General features: G+C 41.0%; 26 protein-coding genes. 16 read left to right on the top strand and 10 right to left on the bottom strand.

The features are described 5' to 3' along the window. Positions 1-116: 116 nt before the first annotated feature. From CAP51_RS00450 to CAP51_RS00425, 6 genes are all read right to left on the bottom strand, one after another. Complete coding sequence (locus CAP51_RS00450; protein WP_087618754.1) at positions 117-824, bottom strand: 16S rRNA (uracil(1498)-N(3))-methyltransferase; 708 nt, start codon at positions 822-824, stop codon at positions 117-119. Positions 825-842: 18 nt separating this feature from the next. After that, on the bottom strand, positions 843-1,679 hold the full coding sequence (gene metF, locus CAP51_RS00445; protein WP_087618753.1) for a methylenetetrahydrofolate reductase [NAD(P)H]: 837 nt from the start codon (positions 1,677-1,679) through the stop codon (positions 843-845). Positions 1,680-1,814: 135 nt separating this feature from the next. Continuing rightward, positions 1,815-3,197, bottom strand: coding sequence for an adenosylhomocysteinase (ahcY, locus tag CAP51_RS00440; protein WP_087618752.1), 1,383 nt, complete (start codon positions 3,195-3,197; stop codon positions 1,815-1,817). Between the two features lie 383 nt (positions 3,198-3,580). Continuing rightward, positions 3,581-5,224, bottom strand: a complete 1,644-nt coding sequence (locus tag CAP51_RS00435; protein WP_087618751.1) for a PepSY-associated TM helix domain-containing protein — start codon at positions 5,222-5,224, stop codon at positions 3,581-3,583. Between the two features lie 3 nt (positions 5,225-5,227). Next, positions 5,228-5,518, bottom strand: coding sequence for a hypothetical protein (locus CAP51_RS00430; protein WP_087618750.1), 291 nt, complete (start codon positions 5,516-5,518; stop codon positions 5,228-5,230). Then, entirely contained in the window at positions 5,502-5,750 is a 249-nt protein-coding gene (locus CAP51_RS00425; RefSeq protein ID WP_245809043.1) for a hypothetical protein, read from the bottom strand. Before CAP51_RS00425 ends, CAP51_RS00430 begins: the two co-directional genes overlap by 17 nt. Positions 5,751-5,999: 249 nt before the next feature. Between CAP51_RS00425 and rraA the strand changes: the two genes are divergently transcribed. The 3 genes from rraA (at position 6,000) to CAP51_RS00410 (ending at position 8,593) form a co-directional block, all read left to right on the top strand. Beyond that, positions 6,000-6,509: a ribonuclease E activity regulator RraA gene (rraA, locus tag CAP51_RS00420; protein ID WP_087618748.1), complete on the top strand. Its 510-nt coding sequence runs from the start codon at positions 6,000-6,002 to the stop codon at positions 6,507-6,509. A 25-nt stretch (positions 6,510-6,534) separates the two neighbouring features. Beyond that, complete coding sequence (locus CAP51_RS00415) at positions 6,535-7,320, top strand: glutathione S-transferase N-terminal domain-containing protein (protein ID WP_087618747.1); 786 nt, start codon at positions 6,535-6,537, stop codon at positions 7,318-7,320. A 130-nt stretch (positions 7,321-7,450) separates the two neighbouring features. Continuing rightward, the gene (locus CAP51_RS00410; RefSeq protein ID WP_087618746.1) at positions 7,451-8,593 is read left to right on the top strand and encodes a hypothetical protein; all 1,143 of its coding nucleotides are present in this window, start codon (positions 7,451-7,453) and stop codon (positions 8,591-8,593) included. A 196-nt stretch (positions 8,594-8,789) separates the two neighbouring features. On the opposite strand, the gene CAP51_RS00405 is transcribed toward CAP51_RS00410, so the two are convergent. Next, a complete protein-coding gene (locus CAP51_RS00405; protein WP_087618745.1) occupies positions 8,790-9,734 on the bottom strand; it encodes a LysR family transcriptional regulator in 945 nt (314 codons plus the stop codon). Positions 9,735-9,821: 87 nt separating this feature from the next. Here CAP51_RS00405 and CAP51_RS00400 point away from each other — a divergent pair, with 87 nt between their 5' ends. From CAP51_RS00400 to CAP51_RS00385, 4 genes are read left to right on the top strand one after another with little or no spacing between them, the layout of a single operon-like run. Then, a complete protein-coding gene (locus tag CAP51_RS00400; RefSeq protein WP_087618744.1) occupies positions 9,822-11,069 on the top strand; it encodes an acyl-CoA dehydrogenase family protein in 1,248 nt (415 codons plus the stop codon). Between the two features lie 13 nt (positions 11,070-11,082). Further along, on the top strand, positions 11,083-12,204 hold the full coding sequence (locus CAP51_RS00395; protein ID WP_087618743.1) for a phosphotransferase family protein: 1,122 nt from the start codon (positions 11,083-11,085) through the stop codon (positions 12,202-12,204). Further along, positions 12,201-12,899, top strand: coding sequence for a histidine phosphatase family protein (locus CAP51_RS00390; protein ID WP_087618742.1), 699 nt, complete (start codon positions 12,201-12,203; stop codon positions 12,897-12,899). The genes CAP51_RS00395 and CAP51_RS00390 overlap by 4 nt, the downstream gene beginning before the upstream one ends. 13 nt (positions 12,900-12,912) lie before the next feature. Next, the gene (locus tag CAP51_RS00385; RefSeq protein WP_087618741.1) at positions 12,913-13,656 is read left to right on the top strand and encodes an SDR family oxidoreductase; all 744 of its coding nucleotides are present in this window, start codon (positions 12,913-12,915) and stop codon (positions 13,654-13,656) included. Between the two features lie 64 nt (positions 13,657-13,720). Here the strand turns inward: CAP51_RS00385 and CAP51_RS00380 are convergent, their stop codons facing one another. Continuing rightward, positions 13,721-14,095, bottom strand: coding sequence for a hypothetical protein (locus CAP51_RS00380; protein ID WP_087618740.1), 375 nt, complete (start codon positions 14,093-14,095; stop codon positions 13,721-13,723). A 299-nt stretch (positions 14,096-14,394) separates the two neighbouring features. Here CAP51_RS00380 and CAP51_RS00375 point away from each other — a divergent pair, with 299 nt between their 5' ends. Further along, complete coding sequence (locus CAP51_RS00375; RefSeq protein WP_087619840.1) at positions 14,395-15,045, top strand: glutathione S-transferase family protein; 651 nt, start codon at positions 14,395-14,397, stop codon at positions 15,043-15,045. Between the two features lie 46 nt (positions 15,046-15,091). Here the strand turns inward: CAP51_RS00375 and CAP51_RS00370 are convergent, their stop codons facing one another. Continuing rightward, a complete protein-coding gene (locus tag CAP51_RS00370) occupies positions 15,092-15,469 on the bottom strand; it encodes a winged helix-turn-helix transcriptional regulator (RefSeq protein WP_087618739.1) in 378 nt (125 codons plus the stop codon). 98 nt (positions 15,470-15,567) lie between these two features. On the opposite strand from CAP51_RS00370, the gene CAP51_RS00365 reads away from it, so the two are divergent. Together CAP51_RS00365 and CAP51_RS00360 are read left to right on the top strand one after the other, a co-directional pair. Then, positions 15,568-16,605: a zinc-binding alcohol dehydrogenase family protein gene (locus tag CAP51_RS00365; RefSeq protein WP_087618738.1), complete on the top strand. Its 1,038-nt coding sequence runs from the start codon at positions 15,568-15,570 to the stop codon at positions 16,603-16,605. A gap of 92 nt (positions 16,606-16,697) precedes the next feature. After that, positions 16,698-17,333 (top strand): NAD(P)H-binding protein, encoded by a 636-nt coding sequence (locus CAP51_RS00360; RefSeq protein ID WP_087618737.1) that lies wholly within the window; start codon positions 16,698-16,700, stop codon positions 17,331-17,333. Positions 17,334-17,359: 26 nt separating this feature from the next. On the opposite strand, the gene CAP51_RS00355 is transcribed toward CAP51_RS00360, so the two are convergent. Beyond that, complete coding sequence (locus CAP51_RS00355; protein WP_087618736.1) at positions 17,360-18,280, bottom strand: LysR family transcriptional regulator; 921 nt, start codon at positions 18,278-18,280, stop codon at positions 17,360-17,362. 142 nt (positions 18,281-18,422) lie between these two features. Here CAP51_RS00355 and CAP51_RS00350 point away from each other — a divergent pair, with 142 nt between their 5' ends. The 6 genes from CAP51_RS00350 to CAP51_RS00325 all read left to right on the top strand — a co-directional run bounded on the left by CAP51_RS00350 (position 18,423) and on the right by CAP51_RS00325 (position 25,541). Further along, on the top strand, positions 18,423-19,463 hold the full coding sequence (locus CAP51_RS00350; protein WP_087618735.1) for an aromatic ring-hydroxylating oxygenase subunit alpha: 1,041 nt from the start codon (positions 18,423-18,425) through the stop codon (positions 19,461-19,463). 177 nt (positions 19,464-19,640) lie between these two features. Then, positions 19,641-20,606 carry a PDR/VanB family oxidoreductase gene (locus CAP51_RS00345; protein WP_087618734.1) on the top strand — a complete coding sequence of 322 codons (966 nt, stop codon included), beginning with the start codon at positions 19,641-19,643 and terminating at the stop codon, positions 20,604-20,606. Between the two features lie 37 nt (positions 20,607-20,643). After that, on the top strand, positions 20,644-21,699 hold the full coding sequence (locus tag CAP51_RS00340) for an aromatic ring-hydroxylating oxygenase subunit alpha (RefSeq protein ID WP_087618733.1): 1,056 nt from the start codon (positions 20,644-20,646) through the stop codon (positions 21,697-21,699). 278 nt (positions 21,700-21,977) lie between these two features. Further along, positions 21,978-22,463 (top strand): nucleoside deaminase, encoded by a 486-nt coding sequence (locus tag CAP51_RS00335; RefSeq protein ID WP_087618732.1) that lies wholly within the window; start codon positions 21,978-21,980, stop codon positions 22,461-22,463. A gap of 268 nt (positions 22,464-22,731) precedes the next feature. Then, positions 22,732-23,832: a BMP family ABC transporter substrate-binding protein gene (locus tag CAP51_RS00330; RefSeq protein WP_087618731.1), complete on the top strand. Its 1,101-nt coding sequence runs from the start codon at positions 22,732-22,734 to the stop codon at positions 23,830-23,832. Positions 23,833-23,936: 104 nt separating this feature from the next. Continuing rightward, positions 23,937-25,541 (top strand): ABC transporter ATP-binding protein, encoded by a 1,605-nt coding sequence (locus CAP51_RS00325; RefSeq protein WP_087618730.1) that lies wholly within the window; start codon positions 23,937-23,939, stop codon positions 25,539-25,541. The last annotated feature ends 3 nt before the right edge of the window (positions 25,542-25,544 follow it).

Below are 25,544 nucleotides of genomic sequence, written 5' to 3'. Positions count from 1 at the left end.
TAATTCAGGTATTTTGTTTAGATCATGCTAATTTTATTATGTTTAAAATACAGTGTGCCTGTTACAAAAGCAAGCGCCTGATGAATGTTTCTTATACTAATTGCATTATTATATATTTAAAGTGAATTAAAAATACTCAAAGCAACTACTGGCGCAGTTTCGGTACGCAATATTCGATCCCCAATGGTCCACGAGGCAAAACCCTGCTGATTGGCAAAATCAATTTCACTTTGACTCAAGCCACCTTCCGGTCCAACCAATACGGCAATTTGTGCAGGTAAGGGTTGCCGTAACTGGATTTTTTCCTGACTCAGTGCCATGACCAGTTTTAGATCAGCCTGATTCTGGCTAACCCAGTCCTGTACAGTGAGGGGCGCAAGAATCTGTGGAATACGGTTCATGCCACATTGTTCACACGCAGCAATGGCAATACCTTGCCAGTGTTCAATTTTCTTTTGGTCACGCTCGTATTTAAGGCGCATTTCACAACGTTCGCTGGTGAGAAGCTGGATTGCATGAACGCCAAGTTCAGTGGCTTTTTGAATGGCATAATCCATGCGGTCGCCTTTACTCATCACTTGTCCGAGGGTGACTTGAAAAGCTGGCGTATGATCCTGTGGATGAAATACATCAACTAATACAAAGGCATTTTTCTTATTAATTTCGACAAGATGAACCTGATATTCACCGCCTTTTCCATTAAATAAGATGGCCTGATCATCAATTTGTGCCCGTAATACTCGGCACCAGTGATGAAAAACCGCTTCTGATAAGGCGACTGTTGTGCCTGCTTGCAGTTCTGTATCGATATAGAAGCGGTTCATGGACAAGTTCCTGGGAATTTAAGCCAGACCCAAATCAACCACCAGTTGTCGGGTTGGTTCGGTATGATTCATGGAATAGAAATGCAGACTTGGTGCGCCACCAGCAATTAAACGCTCACACAGTTTAAGCACAACTTCATGACCAAAGGCCTGAATGCTTTTGCTGTCATCACCATAGGCAGCCAATTGTTTACGAATCCAGCGTGGAATTTCTGCACCAGTACCATCTGCAAAGCGAATCAGATTGCTGGCATTGGTAATTGGCATGATACCCGGTGCTACCGGAATCGTGATGCCTGCTTTTTGCAGACGGTCAATAAAGTAGAAGTAAGCATCTGGATTGAAAAAGAACTGTGTGATCGCCGCATTGGCACCTGCTTGTACTTTTTCAATAAAGCGCTGAATATCCTGATCAAAACTGTCTGCCTGTGGATGCATTTCCGGATAGGCTGCAACTTCAATCTGGAAGTGATCACCAGCATGTTCACGGATAAAACGCACCAGATCCTGCGCGTAAGGCAATTCACCTAAGCCCACCTGACCGGAAGGCAAGTCACCGCGCAGGGCAACGATACGATTGATTCCTTGAGACTTATATAAATCTAGCAGTTCGGCAATACGGGCCTTGTCATCACCAATACAGGATAGATGTGGTGCGACGGGTGCACCTTTGCCATTAAATTCTTCAATCGCTGCTAACGTGCGTTCACGTGTTGAACCACCCGCACCATAGGTAATTGAAAAGAATTCTGGTTGTAGTAATTGTAATTGTTGGTGTACAACTTTAAGTTTTTCGGCACCTACATCAGTTTTCGGTGGAAAAAATTCAAATGAAATCGGAATGTGTTTAGACATGGAAAATCCTTTTATGAAAATCTTTACCTGAAAAGACGCCCTCAATGACCAGCATTCAGAACGTCTTTTTTAGTACCGAATATCGTTGAAAATTCTGTTATTTATTCGATACTACTGGGCTCAAGACTTACATGATTAGTATTTATAAGCGTCAGATTTAAACGGACCTTCAACCGGCACACCCAGATAATCTGCCTGTACCTGTGTTAACTGGGTCAATACTCCACCAAAACCTACAACCATGGCTGCGGCAACTTCTTCATCCAGTTTTTTCGGTAAAAGTTCGACGCGAATATGTTTGGTTTTTTCTTCAGCAGGAAGATCGGCAAATTTTTCTGCAAATAGATGCATTTGAGCCAGAACCTGATTGGCAAAAGAACCGTCCATCACACGTGAAGGGTGACCGGTAGCATTACCAAGATTGACCAGACGACCTTCGGAAAGCAGAATTAAATAGTCATTTTCGTTTTCTGAACGATAGACCTGATGGACTTGAGGTTTAACTTCAACCCATTTGTAACCACGCAGATAGTTGGTATCAATCTCTGTATCAAAGTGACCAATGTTACATACCACTGCACCAGATTTTAAGTTATCTAGCATCACTGAATCACAAACGTGATAGTTACCTGTGGTAGTGACAATCAAATCGGTATTTTGTAAAAGTTCTAAGTTAATGTCTTCTTTTTTACCGGTTTGCACACCATTTTTATACGGTGAAACCACTTCGTAGCCGTCCATGCAGGCTTGCATAGCACAGATTGGATCGACTTCGGTAACACGTACAATCATGCCTTCTTGACGTAAAGATTGTGCAGAACCTTTACCCACATCACCATAGCCAATCACTAGCGCACGACGACCAGACAACAACATGTCTGTACCACGTTTAATGGCATCGTTCAAAGAGTGACGACAACCATATTTATTGTCATTTTTGGATTTGGTCACGGAGTCATTGACATTGATGGCAGGGACTTTGAGTGAACCATCTTTCCACATTTCGTGTAGACGGGCAACACCAGTCGTGGTTTCTTCGGTAATCCCGTGAATATGGTTTAATAGTTCTGGATATTTGTCGTGAACGAGAGCAGTTAAGTCACCACCATCATCCAGAATCATATTGGCATCCCAAGGGGTACCATTCACATTGATTTGCTGTTCCAGACACCAGTTATATTCTTCTTCGGTTTCGCCTTTCCATGCAAATACTGGAATACCACTTGCTGCAATCGCTGCGGCTGCATGATCCTGAGTGGAAAAAATATTACATGATGTCCAGCGTACCTCTGCGCCCAATTCAACCAGTGTTTCGATTAACACTGCAGTTTGAATGGTCATGTGGATACAGCCGAGAATTTTTGCGCCTGCCAATGGTTTTGCAGCAGCATAGCGCTTACGCAAACCGATTAAGGCAGGCATTTCTGCTTCGGCAAGTTTGATTTCTTTACGACCGTAATCGGCAAGGGAAATGTCGGCAACTTTATAATCTGTGAATGAAGCATTAACCGCGTTCATTAGGATCTCCTGAAAATATTGATGATCGTTCTGTTCGCGGATGCCGTTGTTGGTTATTTGTTTGAATAGATAACCGAAAAGTCGAGCCTGGCAAATTGATTCTGATACAGGCATGTATCGATCATATTGTCGCAGCATCCCTCGACTAATAGCGCAGTATTATACTTGCAATTTATTCATACTTCCATTGCAATTTTATTGATTCGCCTGATTTTAATCCATCATTTGTTGCTTTAATTAATAGACGACTTTGATGTTATGTCTTGCGATTCAAGTAACGATTAAGACGATTGGTTAATGAATATCGTACTTTAAGAAGAGTGGATAAAAATGTATGAGCACATCAAGTCTGAATCATTCAGACTTGATGTTTTAATGCTGGATCATGCTTCTGGATGAACAGGCTGTTGTGTTGTCCAGATTGAACCCACAGGCGCAATTTTTCTTCTGGCATTGGCTTGTTGATAAAAGCGCAGGAAACACACGGCAAAGATGAGCGCAAAAATATCAATCCATAGCAGAGTGCCTTTTGCATACCATAACCCTAAATCCGGCCATGCCCATGCAATCAAGCTGGTGACTGGAATAGAGAACAGTATGATGGCGATCGCCAGTAATAGATGTGGTAGTGCTTTGGCAGCACCAGCGACAAACGCATAGACAATACTGATGATGAAAATAGCATAATAACTGTACATCATCAACAGATTGATATTATCAGGATTTGGGCTGATCACATAAAACCAGCGTATGGCAGATAAACTGCCAAAGATACCCAGAACACAACCCAGACATGCGCCAATGGTAAGATTAGCCATGAATTTAACGTCATTACGTTGTTGCGGAATGGGCATATTTGCGGTTTTTTGTTTTTTCAGGCGAGTTTCTACCCATAAAATATTGCCGGAATAGAATAAATAGGCACCGCCAATGCCAAACAGTAGATAAATCCAGCGTGTGATATCCCCGCCAAAGTTACCAAAATGTAGGCTAAACATGGATTTAATGACTTTTTCAGCGACCGAGCTTTGCGTATCCAGTGTGTTGGTTTTAAAGGCTTCAGTCTGATAAGGATTAAAGCTCATATAATCGAAATTATCACCCCGTAACATTTGGTTCGGGCTATATAAGGCTGCAAATCCACTGGCTTTTTCCGGTGTATCCAGATTATTCAGGCGCATGCCATCAATACGATAATCAGGTGCGGACTGCTGTAATCGATGATAAATATTTTCGACATCAAGTTTAGGCTGTGTTTCGGCAAGCACCATTGGCGCAGGGCGTTCAAACAGTGGCTTGTCTTTAAATGCTAATTGTCCCAATGCACCATAAAATAAATCATGAAATGCAAAAACAATCACCGAAATGGCAATAATAATATGAAAGGGCAGACTGGTAATCCCAATCACATTATGGGTATCTAGCCAAAAGCGTTTTTTGTTTTTACCGGGACGGATCGCAAAATAGTCTTTTACTAGGGTTGGTAGCAGGACAATTAGACCTGACAGAATCGCCAGAAAATATAAAACAGCCACAACACCCATGACATAAACACCCAGTGTATGGTGTCCGAGCATGCCCGGAATCCCAGCTGTTTCATGGAGTTGCTCAATTAGCCAGCCAATTTTGGAAACATTTTCCCGCTGAACGATTAAATTACCTTGCTTATCCAGCGATGCCAGCATAGTGGTTTGGGCGCTGTCAAAATGATGATCTTGTTCTGCCTCTTCATGCGGTACATCCCAAAACATCGGTGCATTAAAGCCTTCTTTAGCGTGAAAACTTAATGTAAAGCCCTTGAGGGTTTCTGGATATTGCTGCTGGACTTTTTCCACCAGCTGATTGTATTGATTGGTCTCAATTGCTGGCAGTTGTTGTTGCGGTGGTGCGGCCCATTTGCTTAGATCGTGTTGAAACATGGTTAAACCGGCAGCAAAGAAGCAAATAAATAGGAAAATGCCTGCGCTAATACCAACCCATGTATGAAGATTTTTGGCAATTTTGATTAAATCGGCACGTATTTTCATGATTTAACCTCGTAGCCAGAAGACGCAGGCATAGGCAATTAGATTGGCGATGCTATAGGTGACAACTGCCTGCCAGCCTTTGGGAAATAAATAAGCCAGAAAAAATAATGCCATCCACACCCACGGAATGGTCCACATACCAAATTGTGGTACCAGTGAACGCTCGAAGTGTCCCAAGGTTAACAATGAAACCAGACTACCCATGGCAATACCGAAAGCCAGTCCAAGGAATAATCCGGCAAATGTTTTACTCCACCAATCAGGTTGTATCTTTTGATTATTTTTCGATTTCATGTGCAGTGTACCGTTTAAAAAGTGCAATAAAAGGCAGTAAACACCACATGACTGTAATGATCGCCATCCAGACGAAAACTGCAACGTGTTTTGGTAAAGCATAGAGTAGAATCAGCAAACCAAAAATAAGAATAAAAGCGCCGATATAGCGCATCCATGCAGCCAGATGCTGTTTTAATAAGGTTTGATTGGGATGGCAAAGATACAGGCTGATGCATCCCAGAAAACTCATGAGAATACCAAAAGATTTCATATCAAGTAGCAGGATAAATAAAAGTAATTATCATTTAAATTTATTAAAAAAGAAAGTCCGAAAAGGATTTAAACATTATTTATATGCTTTTTAACTCATTTTTGCATCTGTAAATGGCTAGTGAAAATCGAGTCATTGGTCGAAAGGCGATGTAAAAAACTGTACAAGCGAGCAAAGAAAGGTTAAAACATTGACATAAAATAATTGAGCAATCATGGAGTAATCAAAATGAGTGTGGCATTCGTTACGTGTGATCTGTTGGATGATAATGAAGCTAAGGATTTACAGGTGGTATCACCTTCGATTGATGGGAAAAGCTTTAAAAGCTATGGTGCACGTAAAACTTTTGGCGGTCAGGTGGTTACAGTAAAGTGTTTTGAGGATAATTCCCGGGTTAAGGAATTATTGGCGACTGATGGCACAGGTAAAGTGTTGGTGGTCGATGGTGGCGCATCAATTCGCTGTGCATTAATGGGTGATTTAATTGCCGAATCTGCGGTCAAAAATAATTGGAATGGCGTGATTATTTATGGTTGTGTGCGTGATGTTGATGCCATTGCCGAACTGGATCTAGGGGTTCATGCACTGGCAGCTATTCCACAAAAAAGTACGCGTAAAGGGATTGGTGAAACAGGTGTGACTTTGTATTTCGGTGGTGTGGAAATTGCACAGGACGATTATATTTATGCAGATAATAATGGTATTGTGGTTGCAAAAGAAGCTCTGGTGCAATTATAACTTTGATTAAGCTGTAGGAATCATTATGCGGAAAATTGCACATCAGGTACAGATCATACAGGCGTTGGCATCAAGCGTGACCGAAATGGGGCGTGGCATTATGGGAACGCCATTTCCCAAGCAACCGGAAAAAGCCTTAAAACTCTATGAGTTTGAAGGATGCCCATATTGCCGTCGAGTCAGGGAAGTATTGACCTTTTTAAATCTGGATGTGGAAATTTATCCCTGTCCCAAAAATGGCACCCGTTTTCGTCCTTTGGTAAAAGAACTCGGCGGTAAGTTGCAATTTCCATTTCTGATTGATGAAAATACCGGAGATCGGCTGTACCAGTCAGAAGCAATTATTGCGCATTTATTCAAATACTATAGTGCAGATGGCAAAGTCCCGCTGGCTTACCTGAACTATTCCAAACTTCCCGTTGTGGCTGGTGTTGGTGTATTGATTAGCGGCTTATATGGCATTGTCGCCAATGGTCATAATAAGAAGCATGCAGCACCGGAAAAATTACTGGAATTATGGAGTTTTGAAGCCAGTCCCTATTCCCGTGTGGTCCGAGCAAAACTAACCGAACTGGAACTTCCTTATATTCTGCATAATCTTCCCAAGGAACGCTGGCAAGATCAGGGACTTGCCAGTTTACGCTTAAAACCGGGCAAATATACGCCTTTAAAAGGTGGAAAACGGGAAAAGGCGATGCAACGTTTGGGTGGCAAAATCCAGTTACCTTATCTGGAAGACCCCAATACTGGCGTAAAAATGTTTGAATCAGAAGCGATTACACTGTATCTGAAACAGCAGTATGGTGGATAATATGGATTTAAGTAAATTAAAAGGGGAGAAAAAAGTTCAGGTTATATATTCTCTATCATCTGATATTAAAAATGCTGAGTTCCTTTTTTCATTGATTCAATGAGAAAAAGGCAATGCGAAACAGGCTGCTATGCAGGCATTAGCTAGTTTTGATTATGAACCAGCGTACTCAACTTGGCTAAAGTTGATCAAAAGTAAAAGCAAAGGAGAAAAAATATTTATCGGATCAAATTCCGACTCTATTTCAGACATTATTGCGAATGAATTTCTTATATTTTTAGTGCAATTGATTGAGCAAAAAAAAGGTTATATTCTTTCGGAAAGTCAGTTATCTAACTTTAAAACATTTATATCAATAATGTTGGGGAAAGGAAGTGAGAAAATGCAGGAGGTATATAGATTTGTCGCTCAAAATTCTGATAAATTAAGTACCTTTAATTTTAATCTAAATTCAAAAGATTTGTTTATAAATGATTATTTACATTTTTATAATCCAACAGCAGATGATATAAAAAGAATTTTTCCCGCTATTTTATCAATGTCCATTTTAAAGGGTATGGATAACAGATTGATTCAATTAGCAAATGAATTAAATGAAAAGTATAGTGAAAATTGGCTATCTCCGGTTTTTCTCTCTAATCTTTTGATGCAGCCTGCGCATGCTGTTTTTGATGATTTTTCCGATAATTTACATGACACAGAAAAGTCAAAATATTTGTATGATACATTTGGCGCTTTATTTTTTGATAAAGAAATTAAACAGCATGCTGGACTGTTATTTTGGGGACAATATAAATATGGTGAAATAGATTCTCGTTTTGCATTTTCCAGACCTTTATGTGAAAATTTAGATGAAAGATGGTATTTGCTTTTCACTCAAAATAATCAAGGAAAGGTTACATTACAAGCATATAATCGTAGTGGGGTATTTTATGAATCTTTTGATGAGTTATTTGTGGAAATACTTCCAGTGAAAATTAATGACCCATACATTGAAAAAATTTTAAAAGATTATTTTATTCAAAAAGAAAAATTACACAATGGTTTCAGTACATTATATATCGAAGCATTGAACATTCTTGATTGTGAAATTGGTGTAGATGTTATAAAAAGATTTATTGAATGTAAAGATAATGCTGTGGACAAATATTATTTAAAATCAATAATAAATCAATTTAGTAATTGGTCAAATCAAAAAAAACTTGAATTTTACCAAACACTTCCATCTAGATTTATACTGTCTGAAGAAATTGAAAATCTTGAAAAACAATAAATATGATTAAATACTCAACAAATTTTGTTTGATGAGTGAAAATGTACGATGATCAAATGGCAAGTATGAAAAAGTTATGTAGAGCATGAAAATGTTTGAATCAGAAGCGATTACACTGTATCTGAAACAGCAGTATGGTGGTTAAGTATATGAGATGATTTATTGTCATGAGATTTTAAATCATTCCTTTCAAAGATTAACAAAAGATTTTTAAAATCTCCTGTCTTAAAAAATTATGGCGGGGATTATCTTGTAAATCCTGATGCCAGAACATGCCCATACGAATATGTGGCAGTTCAATCGGCAATTCAAAAATGCGTAAGCTTTGATCATAATGCAGATGTTTTAAAATACTTTGCGGTATGGTCAAAATCGCAGTCGGATGTTGGGTGAGTACTTGTAAGGCTGTGGCATAGTGCTGGCAGCGTAAAAAAATCTGTCTTGACTGTTTTTGTTGAAGCTGTTGTTGGCGATGAAGATAAATATCTTCAACCAGTTGTCCGGTGCGGCGTGAAGATACACCAATATGCGGTGCTGACAAATAAATCTCTTTATTCATCTGTTGTTGTGCGGTACACACCACAAAAAAATCTTCAACCAGACACTGAAATTGTAATTTTTCATCGTTATGCTGCGCCAGATCAATGACAAAATCAATTTGTTGTGAGGCCAGATCGGCGCGCATATTTTTACGATCCAGTTTTGAACTCAAGAACTGGATTTCCGGATTGAATTGCTGGAAATGTGCAATCAGTTTGGGGAAGATCAAGGGTTCGATTTCATCATGTACAGCGATTTTTAATTGTTGTAAGGTTTTTGGATCAAATGACTGTTGTTGCAGGCTAATATTTTGCAGACTGATCAGTGCCTGTTTAATGGGGAGATAGATCTGCTGTGCAAAAGCTGTGGGCAACATTTTATTGCCTGTACGAATAAATAGATCATCGTGCAACTGTAGCCTTAAACGCTGTAAGGCATGACTTACGGCTGATTGGCTGATACATAACAGATGGGCCGCTTTGGAAATACTTTGTTGTTCGAAAATGGCAATAAATAAGGGATATAGATTGGCATCTATACGATAAAACTGGGGTAGGTCAAGATTGCTGTTTTTAGACATAAGGTTATGAATATTGTTCATGATTGGCTATAGATTAAAATCATTTCATTCATATTAATTTTTGCACTATGCTGTTGTAAAGTAAAAATCAGATAAAAAGGATATTTTATGTTTGTCCTATCCGAACGTGCTCAGGATTTTATTGTACGCAGCAAAGCATTTATACAGCAGGAAATCGAACCGGTTGAAACACAATTTTGGCATGACGTTCATCATTTAAATGTTGATGGCGACTGGACCAAATGGTCATGGCCGGCACAACTTGAACAATTAAAAGCCAAAGCCAAAGCTGCCGGATTATGGAACATGTTTTTGCCTGATCCGGTATTAGGTGCCGGATTGTCGGTACAGGAATATGCGCATATTGCCGAACTGACTGGTCGTAGCCTGATTGCACCGACTGTATTTAACTGTAATGCGCCTGATAGTGGCAATATGGAAGTCCTTTGGCGCTATGGTACAGATGCCCAAAAACAGCAATGGCTGATGCCTTTGCTGGAAGGTAAAATCCGTTCCGTGTTTGGTATGACTGAACCTGAAGTTGCTTCTAGTGATGCGACCAATATGCAGGCCACCGCAGTGGTAGAAGGGGATGAAATTGTTTTGAATGGCCGCAAATGGTGGTCGTCAGGTTTGGGTGATCCGAATGCCAAAATCATTATTTTTATGGCGCATACACCTGATCCAAGTAAAGATCGTCATCATCAGCATTCGATGGTGTTGGTACCGGTGGATAGCGAAGGAGTAACGATTGAACGTATGTTGCCTGTATTTGGCGACTATGATGCTCCACATGGGCATGGACAGATGAATTTTGACAATGTGCGTGTGCCTGTCAGCAATTTTATTGGTGGTGCCGGTCAGGGCTTTGAAATTGCACAGGGACGTTTGGGACCGGGACGTATTCATCATTGTATGCGTTGTATCGGTGCGGCAGAAAAAGCACTGGAATTGATGATTGACCGTGGTATGTCACGTCATGCATTTGGCAAAGAAATTCTGAAATTAGGTGGTAACTTGGAACGGGTTGCGGATGCAAGAGTAGCGATTGATCAGGCCAGATTATTGACCTTGTATGCTGCCTACAAAATGGATACTGTCGGCAATATGGCGGCCTTAACAGAAATTTCTGCGATTAAAGTGGTGGCACCAAATGTATTGCAACAGGTGGTGGATATGGCAATCCAGATTCATGGCGGTGCAGGTGTATCCCGTGATACACCTTTAACTGCTTTTTTTAATCAGGCACGTAGCTTACGTCTGGCGGATGGTCCTGATGAAGTACATAAGAGCATGATTGCCAAACTGGAATTGAAAAAACGCGGCTATGGCCGCAAAAAGCCATCTGAACAATAAGAAGGGAATTCATATGTCAGTGATTGATATTGGCGGTCAAGTCCGCAAAGGCGAAGAACTGGATATTCAGGCTGTTGAAACATGGTTAACACAACAGGGTGTGCAACTACAAGGAACGGCACAGGTCACACAATATTCCGGTGGTGCATCAAACTGGACTTATCGGCTGCAATATGACAATGTCGATTTAATTTTACGTCGCCCACCTAAAGGTACCAAAGCCAAATCGGCACATGATATGGTACGGGAATATACCGTGCAAAAAGAACTCACCCCATTTTATCCAGTGCTGCCGGAGATGGTGGTATTGTGTCAGGATGAGGGCGTGATTGGTTGCGATTTCTATGTGATGAAACGTATAGAGGGCATTATTCCCCGTGCTAATTTACCGAAGGAGTTACAACTTGACGAAGCACAGGTGCATGAATTGTGTATCAATGTGCTGGATAAACTGATTGAATTACATCAGGTGCCATATCAGGGCACTGCGCTGGAAAAACTTGGCAAGGGTGAGGGCTATTGTCGCCGTCAGGTTGAAGGCTGGGACAGTCGCTATGCCAAAGCACATACGCCGAACGTACCCGACTTTGCTTTTGTGCGGCAATGGCTGCTGGATAATATTCCGGCTGATTCTAGCACCTGTGTAATTCACAATGATTGGCGTTTTGACAACATCGTACTTGATCCGGCACAGCCAACCAAAGTGATTGGTGTACTGGACTGGGAAATGGCAACACTCGGCGATCCTTTAATGGATTTGGGTAGTGCTTTGGCCTATTGGGTACAGCAAGATGATGATGCCTTGATGAAGTCTACACGTCGCCAGCCCACCAATTTAAAAGGCATGCTTACCCGTCAGCAGGTGGTAGATTACTATCTGAGTAAAACAGGATTACAGCCTGAAAACTGGTCTTTTTATGAGGTATTTGGATTATTTCGTCTGGCAGGCATCGCCCAGCAAATTTATTATCGCTATTATCATCAACAAACCGATAATCCCGCCTTTAAAGATTTCTGGATCGTGATTCATGCCTTGCATATTCGAGCTTTACAATTGATTGCTCAACAGGATAGTGAAGCCAATACACTGATTCAGGAATTTTCGGCAAAATTGCAGGACATATTAAAACAATGACCACGATTTATTTTGTTCGTCATGGACAAGCGTCTTTTGGTGCAGAAAGTTATGACAAATTGTCCAGTACCGGTGAGCAGCAAGCAGTGCTACTGGGTCAGTTTTTCAAACAGATTTTAAAACAGCAGCCTGTGGTGGTTGCAGGCAGTATGGTACGTCATCAGGAAACAGCAGCACTTGCATTGGCACAGTGTTTTCCAGAAACAGAAATACTGACAGACAGCGTCTGGAATGAATTTAATCATCAACAAGTTTTTGCCCAATATGAACCACGTTTTTTGCAGCCGGAATTGTTGAAGCAGGATGTGGCACAGGAAAGTAATCCCCGAGCTTATCTGGCAAAGATTTTTGATGGCGCAATTGATCGCTGGATCAGTGCCGAGTTCGATCATGAATATGAAGAAACTTGGCAACATTTTAAAGATCGGGTTGAGCAGGCTCTGCAAAATTTATGTGTCCAACTGGCACAAACGCAGCTACGTTATGCCATTGTATTTACCTCAGGTGGCGTAATTTCTGTGGTGGCAGGTAAAATTTTGGGACTGGACGCCAAACATACCTTTGCACTCAATTGGGCCATTGCCAATAGTAGTTTGACCACCTTGCGTTTGGTCGGCAGTGAACCACAATTACTTAGCCTGAATGAACATCATTTTATCAAGGCAGCACGTTCTGATTTACTGACATGGATATAAAAGGAAGCATGGCATGAGCAAAACGATTTTAATTACAGGTGCAAGCTCCGGACTCGGTGCAGGGATGGCACGGGAATTTGCTGCCAAAGGCTATAATCTAGCGCTTTGCGCCCGTCGCTTGGAAAGATTACAAGCATTACAGCAGGAAATTCAGCAGCAGTATGCGGTCCGGGTCGAAGTGAGAACGCTAGACGTGACTCATTATGAGGATGTGTTTACCGTATTTAAGGCATTTCAGCAGGATTTTGGGACGATTGATCGGATTATTGTGAATGCTGGTGTGGGTGATGGACGACGCATTGGTAAAGGAAATTTTGAGATTAACCGTGCGACGGCTGAAACCAATTTTATTTCTGCATTAGCGCAGTGTGAAGCGGCAGTCGAAATTTTTCGTGCCCAAAATTCAGGGCATCTAGTGGTGATTTCCTCTATGAGTGCTGTACGTGGCTTACCTAAACATTTGTCGACCTATGCTGCAAGTAAAGCAGCAGTTGCCCATCTGGCAGAAGGTATTCGGGCAGAGTTGATCAATACACCGATCAAGGTATCCACGATTTTTCCGGGGTATATTCGGACTGAGCTCAATGAAGGGGCAAAAAAACTACCTTTTGAAGTCGATGAAAAAACGGGTTGTCAGGCGCTGGTTAAGGCTATTGAAAAACAACCGGTTAAGGCCTATGTACCGCAATGGCCATGGTTGCCAGTGGGTCTGGCCATGAAGGTATTGCCATTAAAATGGGTCAATAAATTAAGTTAAGGTTTTGAAGTAGATATAAAAGAGCCATGCAAATTTGCATGGCTTAATATTGCATAGTTAAAGCTTAGTGTTGTGCTGCTTCTTTAACATCTCCAGCAGTTTTCTCGATTGCGCCAGCAACTTTTGCTGTAGCATCTTTAGCCGCTGTTGCAGTCGCATCCGCTGCATCTTTAGCTGCTTGCTTGGTTGATTCTGCGGCTTCTTTGGTTGCATCCGCAGTTGCTTCGCCAGCTTGTTCTACTTTGTTGGTAGCATGATCGGCAGCAGCTTCAGCATCGGTTTTCGCTTCATCCAGTTTTACTTCTGCTTCTTGTGCATCATGGTCTACATGTTGCTCAACTTGATCTGTTTTTGCTTCTACAGCGGCTTCGTCTTTTTTAGCACAGCCTACCATTGCAACGGTTGTAGCTAAACCTAAAGTGATCAATATTTTATTCATGTTTAATCCTCGTGGATATGAAGTTGTATCAAAAAATTATTTACCGTTCTTGTTTGTCTATCATACGATGAAGAATGGTTTTTTTGAACGGGTGTCACAGTTTTTTTCAGCATATTAATCATGGGAAAAACTTATTATAGATCATACTTTGATCTATACCATCATGCTCCTTATCAATTGTAAATAAATTAATAAGTATTGCAGCATAATTCAATTGGGATAGCTCTGGCTTTTGTTATGCTTCTATATTGTAGGGTTAAGCAGAATTAATGACCAATTTATTGAACAAGCAGACAAAAATGGCACAACTTGAAATATGGGGAAGACAAACATCATCAAATGTACAGGCCTTGATGTGGTGTGTTGCAGAATTGAATTTGGCTTATATCCGTCATGATGTTGGGCATCGCTATGGCGGAAATGATCGGCCTGAATTTCTGGCAATGAACCCGAATGGCACAGTACCAGTGTTACAAGATGGTGATGCGGAGCCATTGTGGGAAACGGGCGCAATATTACGTTATCTGGCGGATCAGTATGGTAGCGATACATTTTGGCCTAAAACCAGCCATGTCCGTGCTCAAATCGATAAATGGGCAGAATGGTCAAAATTGAATATCGCCTTGAATTTTACCGGACCTGTATTCTGGCGTGTTATACGGACTGCGCCATCCAAACGTGATCCAGCTGCAATACAACAGGCTATCGCTGCTTTGGATCATTTTCTTGATATTGCAGAAGTACAGTTAACACAACATCCTTTTCTTGCTGGTGAATTTTTTACACTGGCTGATATCCAGTTCGGTCATGTTTTATTTCGTTATTTTGACATTCCGATTGTTCGTACAACCCGGCCTGCACTCTGGCGATATTATCAATCGCTAACCCAACGTGCCGCATTTCAGCAGCATGTCATGTTATCTTATGAAGAGTTACGAGTTTTGGAATAAGATTTATAAGCCGACGATACGGTAAAACAAAAGGATAAATTATGTCTCATAAAGGCAAACTGGATTCTAATTCTAAAGGTTTACCATACAGGCTAATATGTGCATCTCCCCAGTCTTTAAGTGCGATTAAAATTGGTGCTAATGTCTGGCCTAATTGTGAGAGTTGATATTCGACTTTGGGTGGGACTTGCGGATAAACGGTACGAATAATCAGTCCATCTTGTTCTAGTTCTCTGAGTTGATTGGTCAACGTACGTTGGGTCACGTTGGGTATATGCTTTTTCAGTTGATTAAAGCGCAGAATTTTTTCTTCGAGCAGATGCCATAGAATAATGCACTTCCATTTTCCATCAATCAAGCCAATGGCTGCTTCGACAGAACAGCCGGGAACACAATCAAAACGTGAATGTTTAAGTTTGGCCATAATGGTATCCTTTTTGACACTATGTATGAAATTTGTCTGTATAACCTAATTGTAATAGTAGTGTAGGCTATCAATATTCTCAACAGGAGTGTATGACCATGAAAGCAGTTGCCTATCAACAAAATGGTTCGATTGATCGTGATGATGCCTTAGTCGATATTGAAATTGCTGAACCCGTTGTTCAGCCCCGAGATTTATTGGTAGAAGTAAAAGCCATTTCGGTGAATCCGGTTGATTATAAAATCAGACAGAATGTTGCAGCAGATGCCGGACAATGGAAAATTTTAGGCTGGGATGCAGCAGGGATTGTTCGAGCTGTAGGTGATCAGGTACAAAATTTTAAAGTCGGTGATGAGGTCTGGTATGCGGGGGCGATTAATCGGCAGGGCAGCAATGCACAATTACAGGCAGTTGATGAGCGTATTGTGGCACACAAACCTAAAAGTCTGAATTTTGCACACAGTGCGGCATTACCCTTAACGGCGATTACTGCATGGGAAATGCTATTTGAGCGGTTACAGGTACAATCACCTATTTACCAAAATAATGACTCAAGCCATGATCAAAATAAACCAAGTATTTTAATTATTGGTGCAGCCGGTGGGGTAGGTTCTATTGCAATCCAGTTATTAAAGGCCAGAACTGATTTAAAAATTATTGCCACAGCCTCTCGACTTGAAACAGAAGCATGGGTAAAACAGCTCGGTGCGGATTTTGTGATTAATCATCAACAGGCAATGCCAGCGCAAATTAAGCAACTTGGTATCGATGCGCCACAATTTGTTTTTTCTACCAGCCATAGCCAGCAATATTTATCACAAATTGCCGAATTGATTGCACCGCAGGGTCGTTTGGGATTGATTGATGATCCAGATAGTTTTGATATTAATGTATTAAAGCGTAAATCTGTCTCTGTGCATTGGGAATTCATGTTCACCCGATCTTTATTTACTACACCTGATATTCAAAAACAGGGCGATTTGTTGCAATCGCTTGCCGAGCTGGTAGATCAGGGTGTGATACAAACTACAGTCACAGAGATTTATGGAGCAATTAATGCAGCCAATCTGAAAGCTGTACATGCTTTGTTGGAACAAGGGCGGGTAAAAGGTAAAATTGTGCTGGAGGCCTTTTAGTCAAAGTATGTTGTCGTTAAGCAAAGACATCACAGATTAGATCTGAATTGTGTTAGGGTAATGCGAGCACAGAGAATATAAGGATAAAAAACATGAAACTGATGATACTTGGTGCCACTGGTTTGGTCGGTGAATATGTATTACAGCAAGCCTTATTGAATCCGGTCATTACCCAGATTATTGTACCTGTAAGAAAGCCGCTTGCACTGGATTATGAAAAACTTCAGGTGGTTGAAGTGGATTTTGAGCATTTACCGGAAGACGATGCTTTCTGGCAGGTCGATGCAGTTATCAGTGCTCTGGGCAGTACCATGAAAAAAGCAGGTTCCAAAGCAGCATTTCGTCATGTCGATTATGATTATCCTCTAATTTTTGCCAAAAAAGCCCAGCAACATGGGGCAAAAATTTTTGCCCTGAATTCTGCTATGGGGGCCAGTGCCAACTCACCAATATTTTATAGTAAGGTCAAAGGTGAGCTAGAACAGGCACTTACGGATTTAAACTTTGTATCCTTGACTTTGGTACGTCCCGGTATTATTGCAGGTGAACGCAAGGAATCACGTCCGGTAGAACAATGGACGCTCAATATACTGGAAAAAATTAAGCCCATTTTACCCAAGGTTTTACAGCCAAGTCCTGCTCAAAATATTGCCAAGGCACTGTTAAAGAGTGTGGTTGAGGCCAAACCGGGTGTTCATATCATTTCTGCGTCACAGTTGGCCGAGTAAAGTATCAACCGAATTTAATTGATCATTTAGATGAATTTTGAAGTTTTAAGCTGTTCCATTTTTTCAATGATTTGGTTCATCATGATCTGTGCAGCTCTGGATACTTGGCGTTTGGGTGCCGTACATAAAGCCAGTGTCAAGGGTTGCACACCTTTTTCATGAATTGGAATAAATTTTAATTTCTTTTGTTGCAGCAGGGTATAGGCATCAAGATAACACATAATTGAGATACCCAAATGCTGTTGGAGTAGCGAGCTGATCATTCTAATGTCATTGCATTGTGTTTGCCTTTGCGGTACAAATTGATGACGTTTGTAGATGGATGTGACCCGATCATGAATCACTAAGGGGGCATCGGCAATGATATGGTGATAATCGATGGTTTCGGAAAGTTGAATTTTGTCGCGCTGTGCCAATGGATGTTCGGGCGACATAACAAAGCCGAGCGGAATTTCCATAAATGAAATCACATCCAGATGCGAATGCTGTAATGGGTCCAGAATCAAACCAAAATCAATTTCCGTATTGACAATTTTTGCGGCAATTCGGTCACTATCATGAATTTGAATTTGAAAATTAATCCAGGGAAATTTTTCATTAATTTCCGCAATACACTCTACGATAAAGCCTTCACTCAAAGCAGTAATCAAACCAAATTCAATCGAACCACGCTTTAAGCCTTGAATCTCATCAAATCTGGTACAGGTCTGTTTGAAATCTTTTTGCCAGCGTAAAATATCGGCATATAACAATTCACCTGCCAGTGTTAATTTTAAGCCATTTGGAATTCGTTCAAATAATTGCACGCCCAGCTCTTCTTCCGCCAGTACAATCTGTCGATGTACCGCAGAAACCGAAATATACAGGCTATCGGCAGCTTTACGTAAGCTACCATTTTTGGCCACTGCCAAAAAATATTCGGAGAATCGGGAAAATGGAATATTCATAACTGGCTACCAAGTTTATGGTGTTCTAAAAAACAGAATGAAAACTTCAGATCATTATAATAGACAGAATGTTAGAAATACAGCAAATTAATCACAACAGATCAATATCGTTATTTCTAATTCCATAGAGGCAGTCAAGGATATGAATATATCTATCGCAACCCATAATTTAAGCTTACCGGATCATTGCAGTTTTATGTCCCAGGATTGGGATTTGTTGGCAAAATACTGGTATCCCGTTGCCCGTATTGAAGATATCCAAAATGCGCCAGTCAAGGCAATGTTACTGGACGAACCTCTGGTGATTTACCGTATTGCAGATGAAATTGTGGTGGCCAAAGATGTTTGTCCGCATCGTGGGGTTCCTTTGACATTAGGCAAGCATGATGGTGAAGGTGTAGTTTGTCCCTATCATGGCTTGCGTTTCGGTTCACAGGGGCGATGCAATCGTATTCCCTCCAGCCCGGATCAACCGATTCCAAATAAACTGAATTTGTTGACTTATCCGGTGGTATTACGTTATGGACTGGTGTGGACATCTTTACAGTCCACAGAAGATGCAGTACCACATATGCCTTTGTGGGATGAGGATCAGGTTCAGCGTGTGGTTTGTCCACCTGTCGATATCCATGCCTTTGCCGGCCGACAAGTGGAAGGTTTTCTGGATGTTGCACATTTTGCCTGGGTACACACCGGTACATTTGCCGATCCTAACAATCAACTGGTACCTGCGTATACACCACAAGAAACTGCTTATGGTTTTATGGCGGATTATTACAGTACGGTAGGTGATTATCCAGCCAGTGATGATTTTAAAAAAGAAGAAGACTTTAGTGTATTACGGCATTTTGAACTGCATGTACCATTTACTGCGACGTTGACCATTCATCTGCGTAATGGTGCCAGAATGGTGATCATGAATGCTGCCAGTCCGGTTTCGGCACGAGAAACACGGTTATTTGCACCGATCGTTAAAAATTATGATTTGCAGGATGATGAACAGGAAATCATCGACTATAACCTGAAAATTTTTGAAGAAGACCGTTTAATGGTGGAAACACAAAAACCTGAGCGTTTGCCACTGGATTTAACGCTGGAGGCACATATTCCTGCCGATCGTAGTTCAATTATGTTACGTCGTTGCTTAAAAAAAGCTGGTTTTGGTGATTTCTTTTTGGTCTAAGTTAGGGCATTAAAATCAGAAATATAGTGTGTTCTGTTTTTTAGAACAATATGTACAAATCATTCTAATAGACAAGAAAGATGTTTATATAGATACTGGAAACATCAGCAAGATTGTGTAAATACAGGTGTGTTTTTGCATGGTGATTGTTGATTTGGTAAATACGTGGTGATGAAAATGGCAAATTTGGCAGTGGTGGTTGATCGTCTGGCAAGACAGGGTAAAGATAATCTTGAGATTTCATTGGTGGCTCAGGATCAGCAGACTTTACCGCAATGGCATGCGGGAGATCATATTGATCTATATTTGCCTAATCAGGTGATTCGTCAGTATTCCTTAACCGGTAGTCCACGTGATCAGGATGAATATTGCATCTGTGTGAAAAAAGAACGTCAATCCCGTGGTGGATCACGTTATCTCCATGAACAATTGCGTATTGGTCAAACACTGGAAATTTCTGCACCACGCAGTGCTTTTCCTTTGCTTGATGCAGAGCACTATTTGCTATTGGCTGCGGGTATTGGTATCACTCCATTATTGGCGATGGCAGAAGAGCTTGAAGCACAGCAAAAAAGTTTTGAATTGTTTTATTATGTCAAACATAGCATGGATGTGGCATTTACCAAACGCTGGTTAAAAGGTTTTCAGTATGGACAATGCCATGTGCTATGTAGTGCTGAAGGTCAGTCAATTCGTAAGGGGTTGCCTGATGTGTTTGATACGGTACAGGCAGGCACACAGATTTATCTATGTGGTCCCGAAGCATTCATGTTGTTTTGTCAGGATGCTTGCCTGAGCAAGGCTTGGCAAGCGGAGCAAATTCATTTTGAAGCATTTGCTCCGTTGAAACAAAAAGTTGTCGATGAGCAACAACAGGGTTTTATCGTGCGCTTAAATTCGACCGGACAGGAATTTATCATTCCACCTGACAAAACCATCGCACAAGTTTTGGTCGAACAGCAGCTTTCTATTCCCTTGTCTTGTGAAATGGGTATGTGCGGTGCATGTTTAACCCGAGTATGTCAGGGTGAAGTGGATCATCAGGATACGGTTCAAACTGAAAGTGAAAAAAATGCCAGTGAGCAATATATTGCATTATGTTGTTCACGAGCCAAAAGTGCAGTTTTAGAAATTGATCTTTAATTGAGTCTGTTTTTGTATTTTTAGATACGAGGTGCGTATGAACGCAATCCCAGTAACAAATTTAGTTAATAAACCCTGTTATAGCGATTTTGATGCCAGTGACTGGGATATTTTATCTTTGCATTGGTATCCGGTTGCGCGCATTGAAGATGTTAGCACCACACCGCAGCAGGTTACCTTACTTGATGTCAAAATGGCGTTGTATCAAACCGAAAGTGGTGATATTCATCTGGTACGTGATATTTGTCCGCATCGTGGCGTACCTTTGACCAAAGGCTGGGTAGAGGGTGAGGAGATTGTCTGTCCTTATCATGGCCTGCGTTATAACTCGGAAGGAAAATGTACAAAAATTCCAGCTCAACCGGAACTGACCAAAATTTCTGATCGTTTTTCTTTAACTAAGTTTCCAGTGGTGCTGAAATATGGTTTGGTCTGGACCAGCATTCAAAGTCGTGATCCGGCTACTGCGAACTTTCCGGATCTGGATACTTGGGAAAGCGAAGGCCATCAATCTATCTTGCCACCTTTTGTCGATATTGGTGGTTCCAGTGGTCGTCAGTTAGAAGGCTTTATTGATGTGGCACATTTTGCCTGGGTTCATCATCATGCCTTTGCTGATCGTGATAATCCTGTGGTACCGAAATATTCGACCGAACGTACCTCTTATGGTTTACATACCGAATATGTCAGTAATGTCAGTAACTATCCACATGGCTTGCAGCATCTTGCCCCAGCAGATTTTCTATGGAAACGGGTGTTTGATGTTTATCCGCCATTTTCTGCAATACTCACCGTTCATTTTCCACAAGACGGTATTTTGAAAATTTTAAATGCTTGCTGTCCGGTATCACACAATAAAACCCGTTTATTTGTACCGTTGACCCGTAACTTTGATACCACTGGGGATTTACAAGCGGTTTATGATTTTAATGCACAAATTTTTGCTGAAGATCAGGATCTGGTGGAAAGTCAAAAACCGGAAGAGTTACCGCTGGATATCAGTATGGAAGCTCATTTTGAAGCAGATCGCTCCTCAACGACCTATCGTCGTATTCTTGCCGAATGGGGTTTAAGTAAACGATATATCATCTAAATTTAGACTTCGCTATTTATTCTTTTCTCCCAAAATTCTAAAGTGTAAATAGATTGAAGTTAATTTATACCTAATCCAGATATTAAATGGATTAGGTGTTTTTTTAGTTAATTAAAATATGTGTATTCTATTTTAATGGTGACTTTATTTTTCTAAAAATTATTGATTCTAAAATTAAGAGGAAAAGTTAATATTGATTTATATTGCGAATAAATAAAATTATATGCTATTTATAATAAGAACATTTTAAATTGATCCTGTTTTAAGCGAGTAAAATCATGAGTCGACCAAGCCATACCCAAATTCTTCGTTTCCTGCGTCTGTCCAATGAGGTCGGTCGTCGTGCAATTTCATTAGGTCATCACCCTTTTGGTGCAGTTCTAGTGGCTCCTGATCATGAAACAGTGTTGCTCACACAATGTAATATTGATACGGTCAACCATGCAGAAGCGACCTTGGCACGGGTGGCAGCAACCAATTATCCGGCGGATTATTTATGGCAATGTACTTTATATACTGCGGTGGAGCCTTGCTGTATGTGCTCTGGCACCATCTATTGGGCCAATATTGGTCGAGTGGTTTATGGCATGACAGAGAAGCGCTTACTAGAATGTACAGGGAATCATGCCGAAAATCCGACCATGAGTGTGGATTCAAAATATGTGTTTGATCATTGCCAGAAAGATGTCGATTTAATTGGACCAGTGCCCGAAGTAGAAGAAGAAACTGCAAAAATGCAAATGGACTTCTGGCAAGTGCGTTAAAATGAAACACGTAGCATTATAAATAAAAAAATTATGCACTAAAATTATACATTCATCATTTTTTATTTCTATCCAAGTTGGAATAAATCTCACTTGGATATTTTTTTTAATATTTTTTCGGTCATTTTAAATAAAAAATAAAAGTTGGAACAGTTATTGCAATAATGATTGAAGTAGAAATATTTATATGTCGTTTTATACCGGATTGGGTTAATCCAGAATAGAACTATAAATATTTTGCCATGACATATATTTTGGAGAAAATCAAATGCAACATATTCGCCAGCTTAAAACCGGATTAAAAAAATTAGCCGGAGTATTAATTGCATCAGGTACTGTAGGACTGTTCAGTCTGGGGCAGGCATATGCAGTGGATAAAGCCGCATTTGTCTATATCGGACCAACCAGTGACCATGGTTGGACTTATTCTCATGATCAGGGCCGAATCAAGGCAGAACAACAGTTGGCAGGTAAATTTAAGACTTCTTATATTGAAAATGTACCGGAAACAGCCGATGCCGAACGTGTGATTCGTCAACTTGCTCAACAAGGCAATAAAGTTATTTTTGCGACATCGTTTGGTTATATGAATGCCATGGAGAAAGTGGCAAAACAATTCCCAAATGTCGTGTTTATGCATGCAACTGGCTATAAAACAGCAAAAAATCTGGGTGTGTATGATGTAAGAACCTATGAAGGTGCCTACATGCTTGGTGTGGTTGCAGGTCAGAAAACCACAAGCAATGTACTTGGTGTTGTGGCTTCTTTCCCAATTCCGGAAGTAGTACGTAATATCAATGCCTATACGCTGGGTGCACAAAGTGTTAATCCTAAAATCAAAACCAAAGTGATTTGGGTTAATTCATGGTTTAACCCGGGTAAAGAGCGTGATGCTGCGCTGGCTTTGATTTCACAAGGTGCGGATGTACTTATGCAAAATACCGATTCTCCAGCGGTGGTACAGGCAGCTGAACAAAAAGGCAAATTTGCCTTTGGTTGGGATTCAGATATGAGTAAATTCGGTCCCAAAGCACATTTGGCAGCTTCGGTTCTACATTGGGAAAAAGTGTATACGCCTGTGATGACACAGGTTGCCAATAAAACATGGAAACCAAGTTCAATCTGGTATGGCGTGCGTCAGGGTGCAGTCAATATTGAAAACTTTGGTCCGGGCGTTTCAGCAGCTGCAAAAACCAAAGCATTGGCAGTACGTGATGCCATTCAAAGTGGCAAATTCCATCCATTTACTGGACCGATCTACAATCAGGCTGGTGGGCTTGTGATTGCTCAAGGTAAATATCTGACTGATGCTTCATTAAGCAAAATGAACTATTACGTTAAAGGTGTAGAAGGTTCTTTACCAAAATAATGGATCGATATTATGAATCCGGATTGTGGTTTACGAACCACAATCTCCAATTTTCATTAGCGTGTAGATGATGCTAGACGTGGCCATAAAATAGAGCATGAATGATGAATGTATCTGAAGATTTATTAAATACAACATCGGCGGATAAACCTCTTGCAATGACGTCAATTCCGCGTCTGGAATTGATCAATATCAGTAAAAGCTATAATTCGCTTAAAGCCAATGACAGTATAAATTTAAAAGTCAAACCGGGTCAGATTCACGCCATTTTAGGTGAGAACGGGGCTGGCAAAAGCACGCTCATGAAAATCATTTATGGTGCGACCAAAGCAGATACCGGTCAAATTGCCTGGAATGGCAAGGAAGTTCGGATTGATAGCCCGGCAATGGCAAGAAAGCTGGGTATTGGCATGGTTTATCAGCATTTTTCCTTATTTGAAACGCTTACTGTCGTTGAAAATATTTCACTCGGTCTGGATGACAAAATTGACCTTGCCGAATTGAGTAAAAAAATTATTGAAGTTTCCGAACAATATGGCTTACCCGTGGATCCACGTCGTGAAGTGTATTCCTTGTCCGTGGGCGAACGGCAACGGGTCGAAATTATTCGTTGTTTATTGCAGAGTCCATCCTTGATTATTTTGGATGAACCAACTTCCGTGTTGACTCCACAGGCGGTACAGCAGTTGTTTAAAACCTTGCGTCAACTCTCGGCACAGGGTGTTTCTATTCTGTATATCAGTCATAAATTACATGAGATTAAAGACCTGTGTGATGAGGCCACAATTTTGCGTAATGGCCGGGTTACAGGAAATGTCGATCCGCGGGAGCAAAGTACCAGTGATTTGGCTCGGCTGATGATTGGACGGGAATTGCCGACTTATGTGCGTAGTGACTATGCTGGTGAACAAACTGCATTATTTCAGGTAGAACATCTTGATTATCTTTCGGATGATCCATTTGGCGTTTCACTTAAGGACATCAATCTGGAAGTCAAAACTGGTGAGATCATTGGTATTGCCGGGATTTCCGGCAATGGTCAGGCCGAATTGCTGTCTTTGCTTTCAGGTGAAACCATTGGCAAGACTGGCAAGATCAGTCTGGAAGGTCGTGATATTAGCAGTTTAAAGGCAGGTGAACGTCGTAATCTGGGTCTGGGCTTTGTTCCGGAAGAGCGTCTTGGACGTGGTGCTGTGCCGAATATGAGCTTGTCACAAAATGCCTTATTGACTGCATTTCGACATGGTTTAACCAAACTGGGCCTGATTGATTTTGCCAAAACTAGACAATTTGCCGAGCAGTGTATTGCCAAATTCAGTGTGAAGGCCAGTGGGGCAGATGCCGAAGCCCGTTCCTTGTCTGGTGGTAATTTACAAAAATTTATTGTGGGACGGGAAATCCTGCAACAGCCGAAATTTTTAATTGTTTCGCAGCCGACCTGGGGCGTTGATGTCGGTGCTTCCATGTTTATTCGTCAAACCTTAATTGATTTGTCCCGACAGGGTGTCGCTATTTTGGTGATTTCTGAAGAATTGGAAGAACTTTTTGAAATCAGTGACCGTATTTGTGTGCTTGCCAGTGGGGAATTATCGCAATCCATTGTGACACGGGAAACCAATGCCGAACAAATTGGTTTGTTAATGTCCGGCATTCATCGTGAACAGCATACGGAAATGAAAGATTCCCAAGCCCCATCAGCACATGTGTGATGA

The sequence above is a fragment of the Acinetobacter populi genome, assembly GCF_002174125.1.
Taxonomy (GTDB): Bacteria; Pseudomonadota; Gammaproteobacteria; order Pseudomonadales; family Moraxellaceae; genus Acinetobacter; species Acinetobacter populi.
The sequence above is the reverse complement of the archived record's forward strand: the minus strand, read 5'-3'. Positions and strand labels throughout refer to the sequence as shown.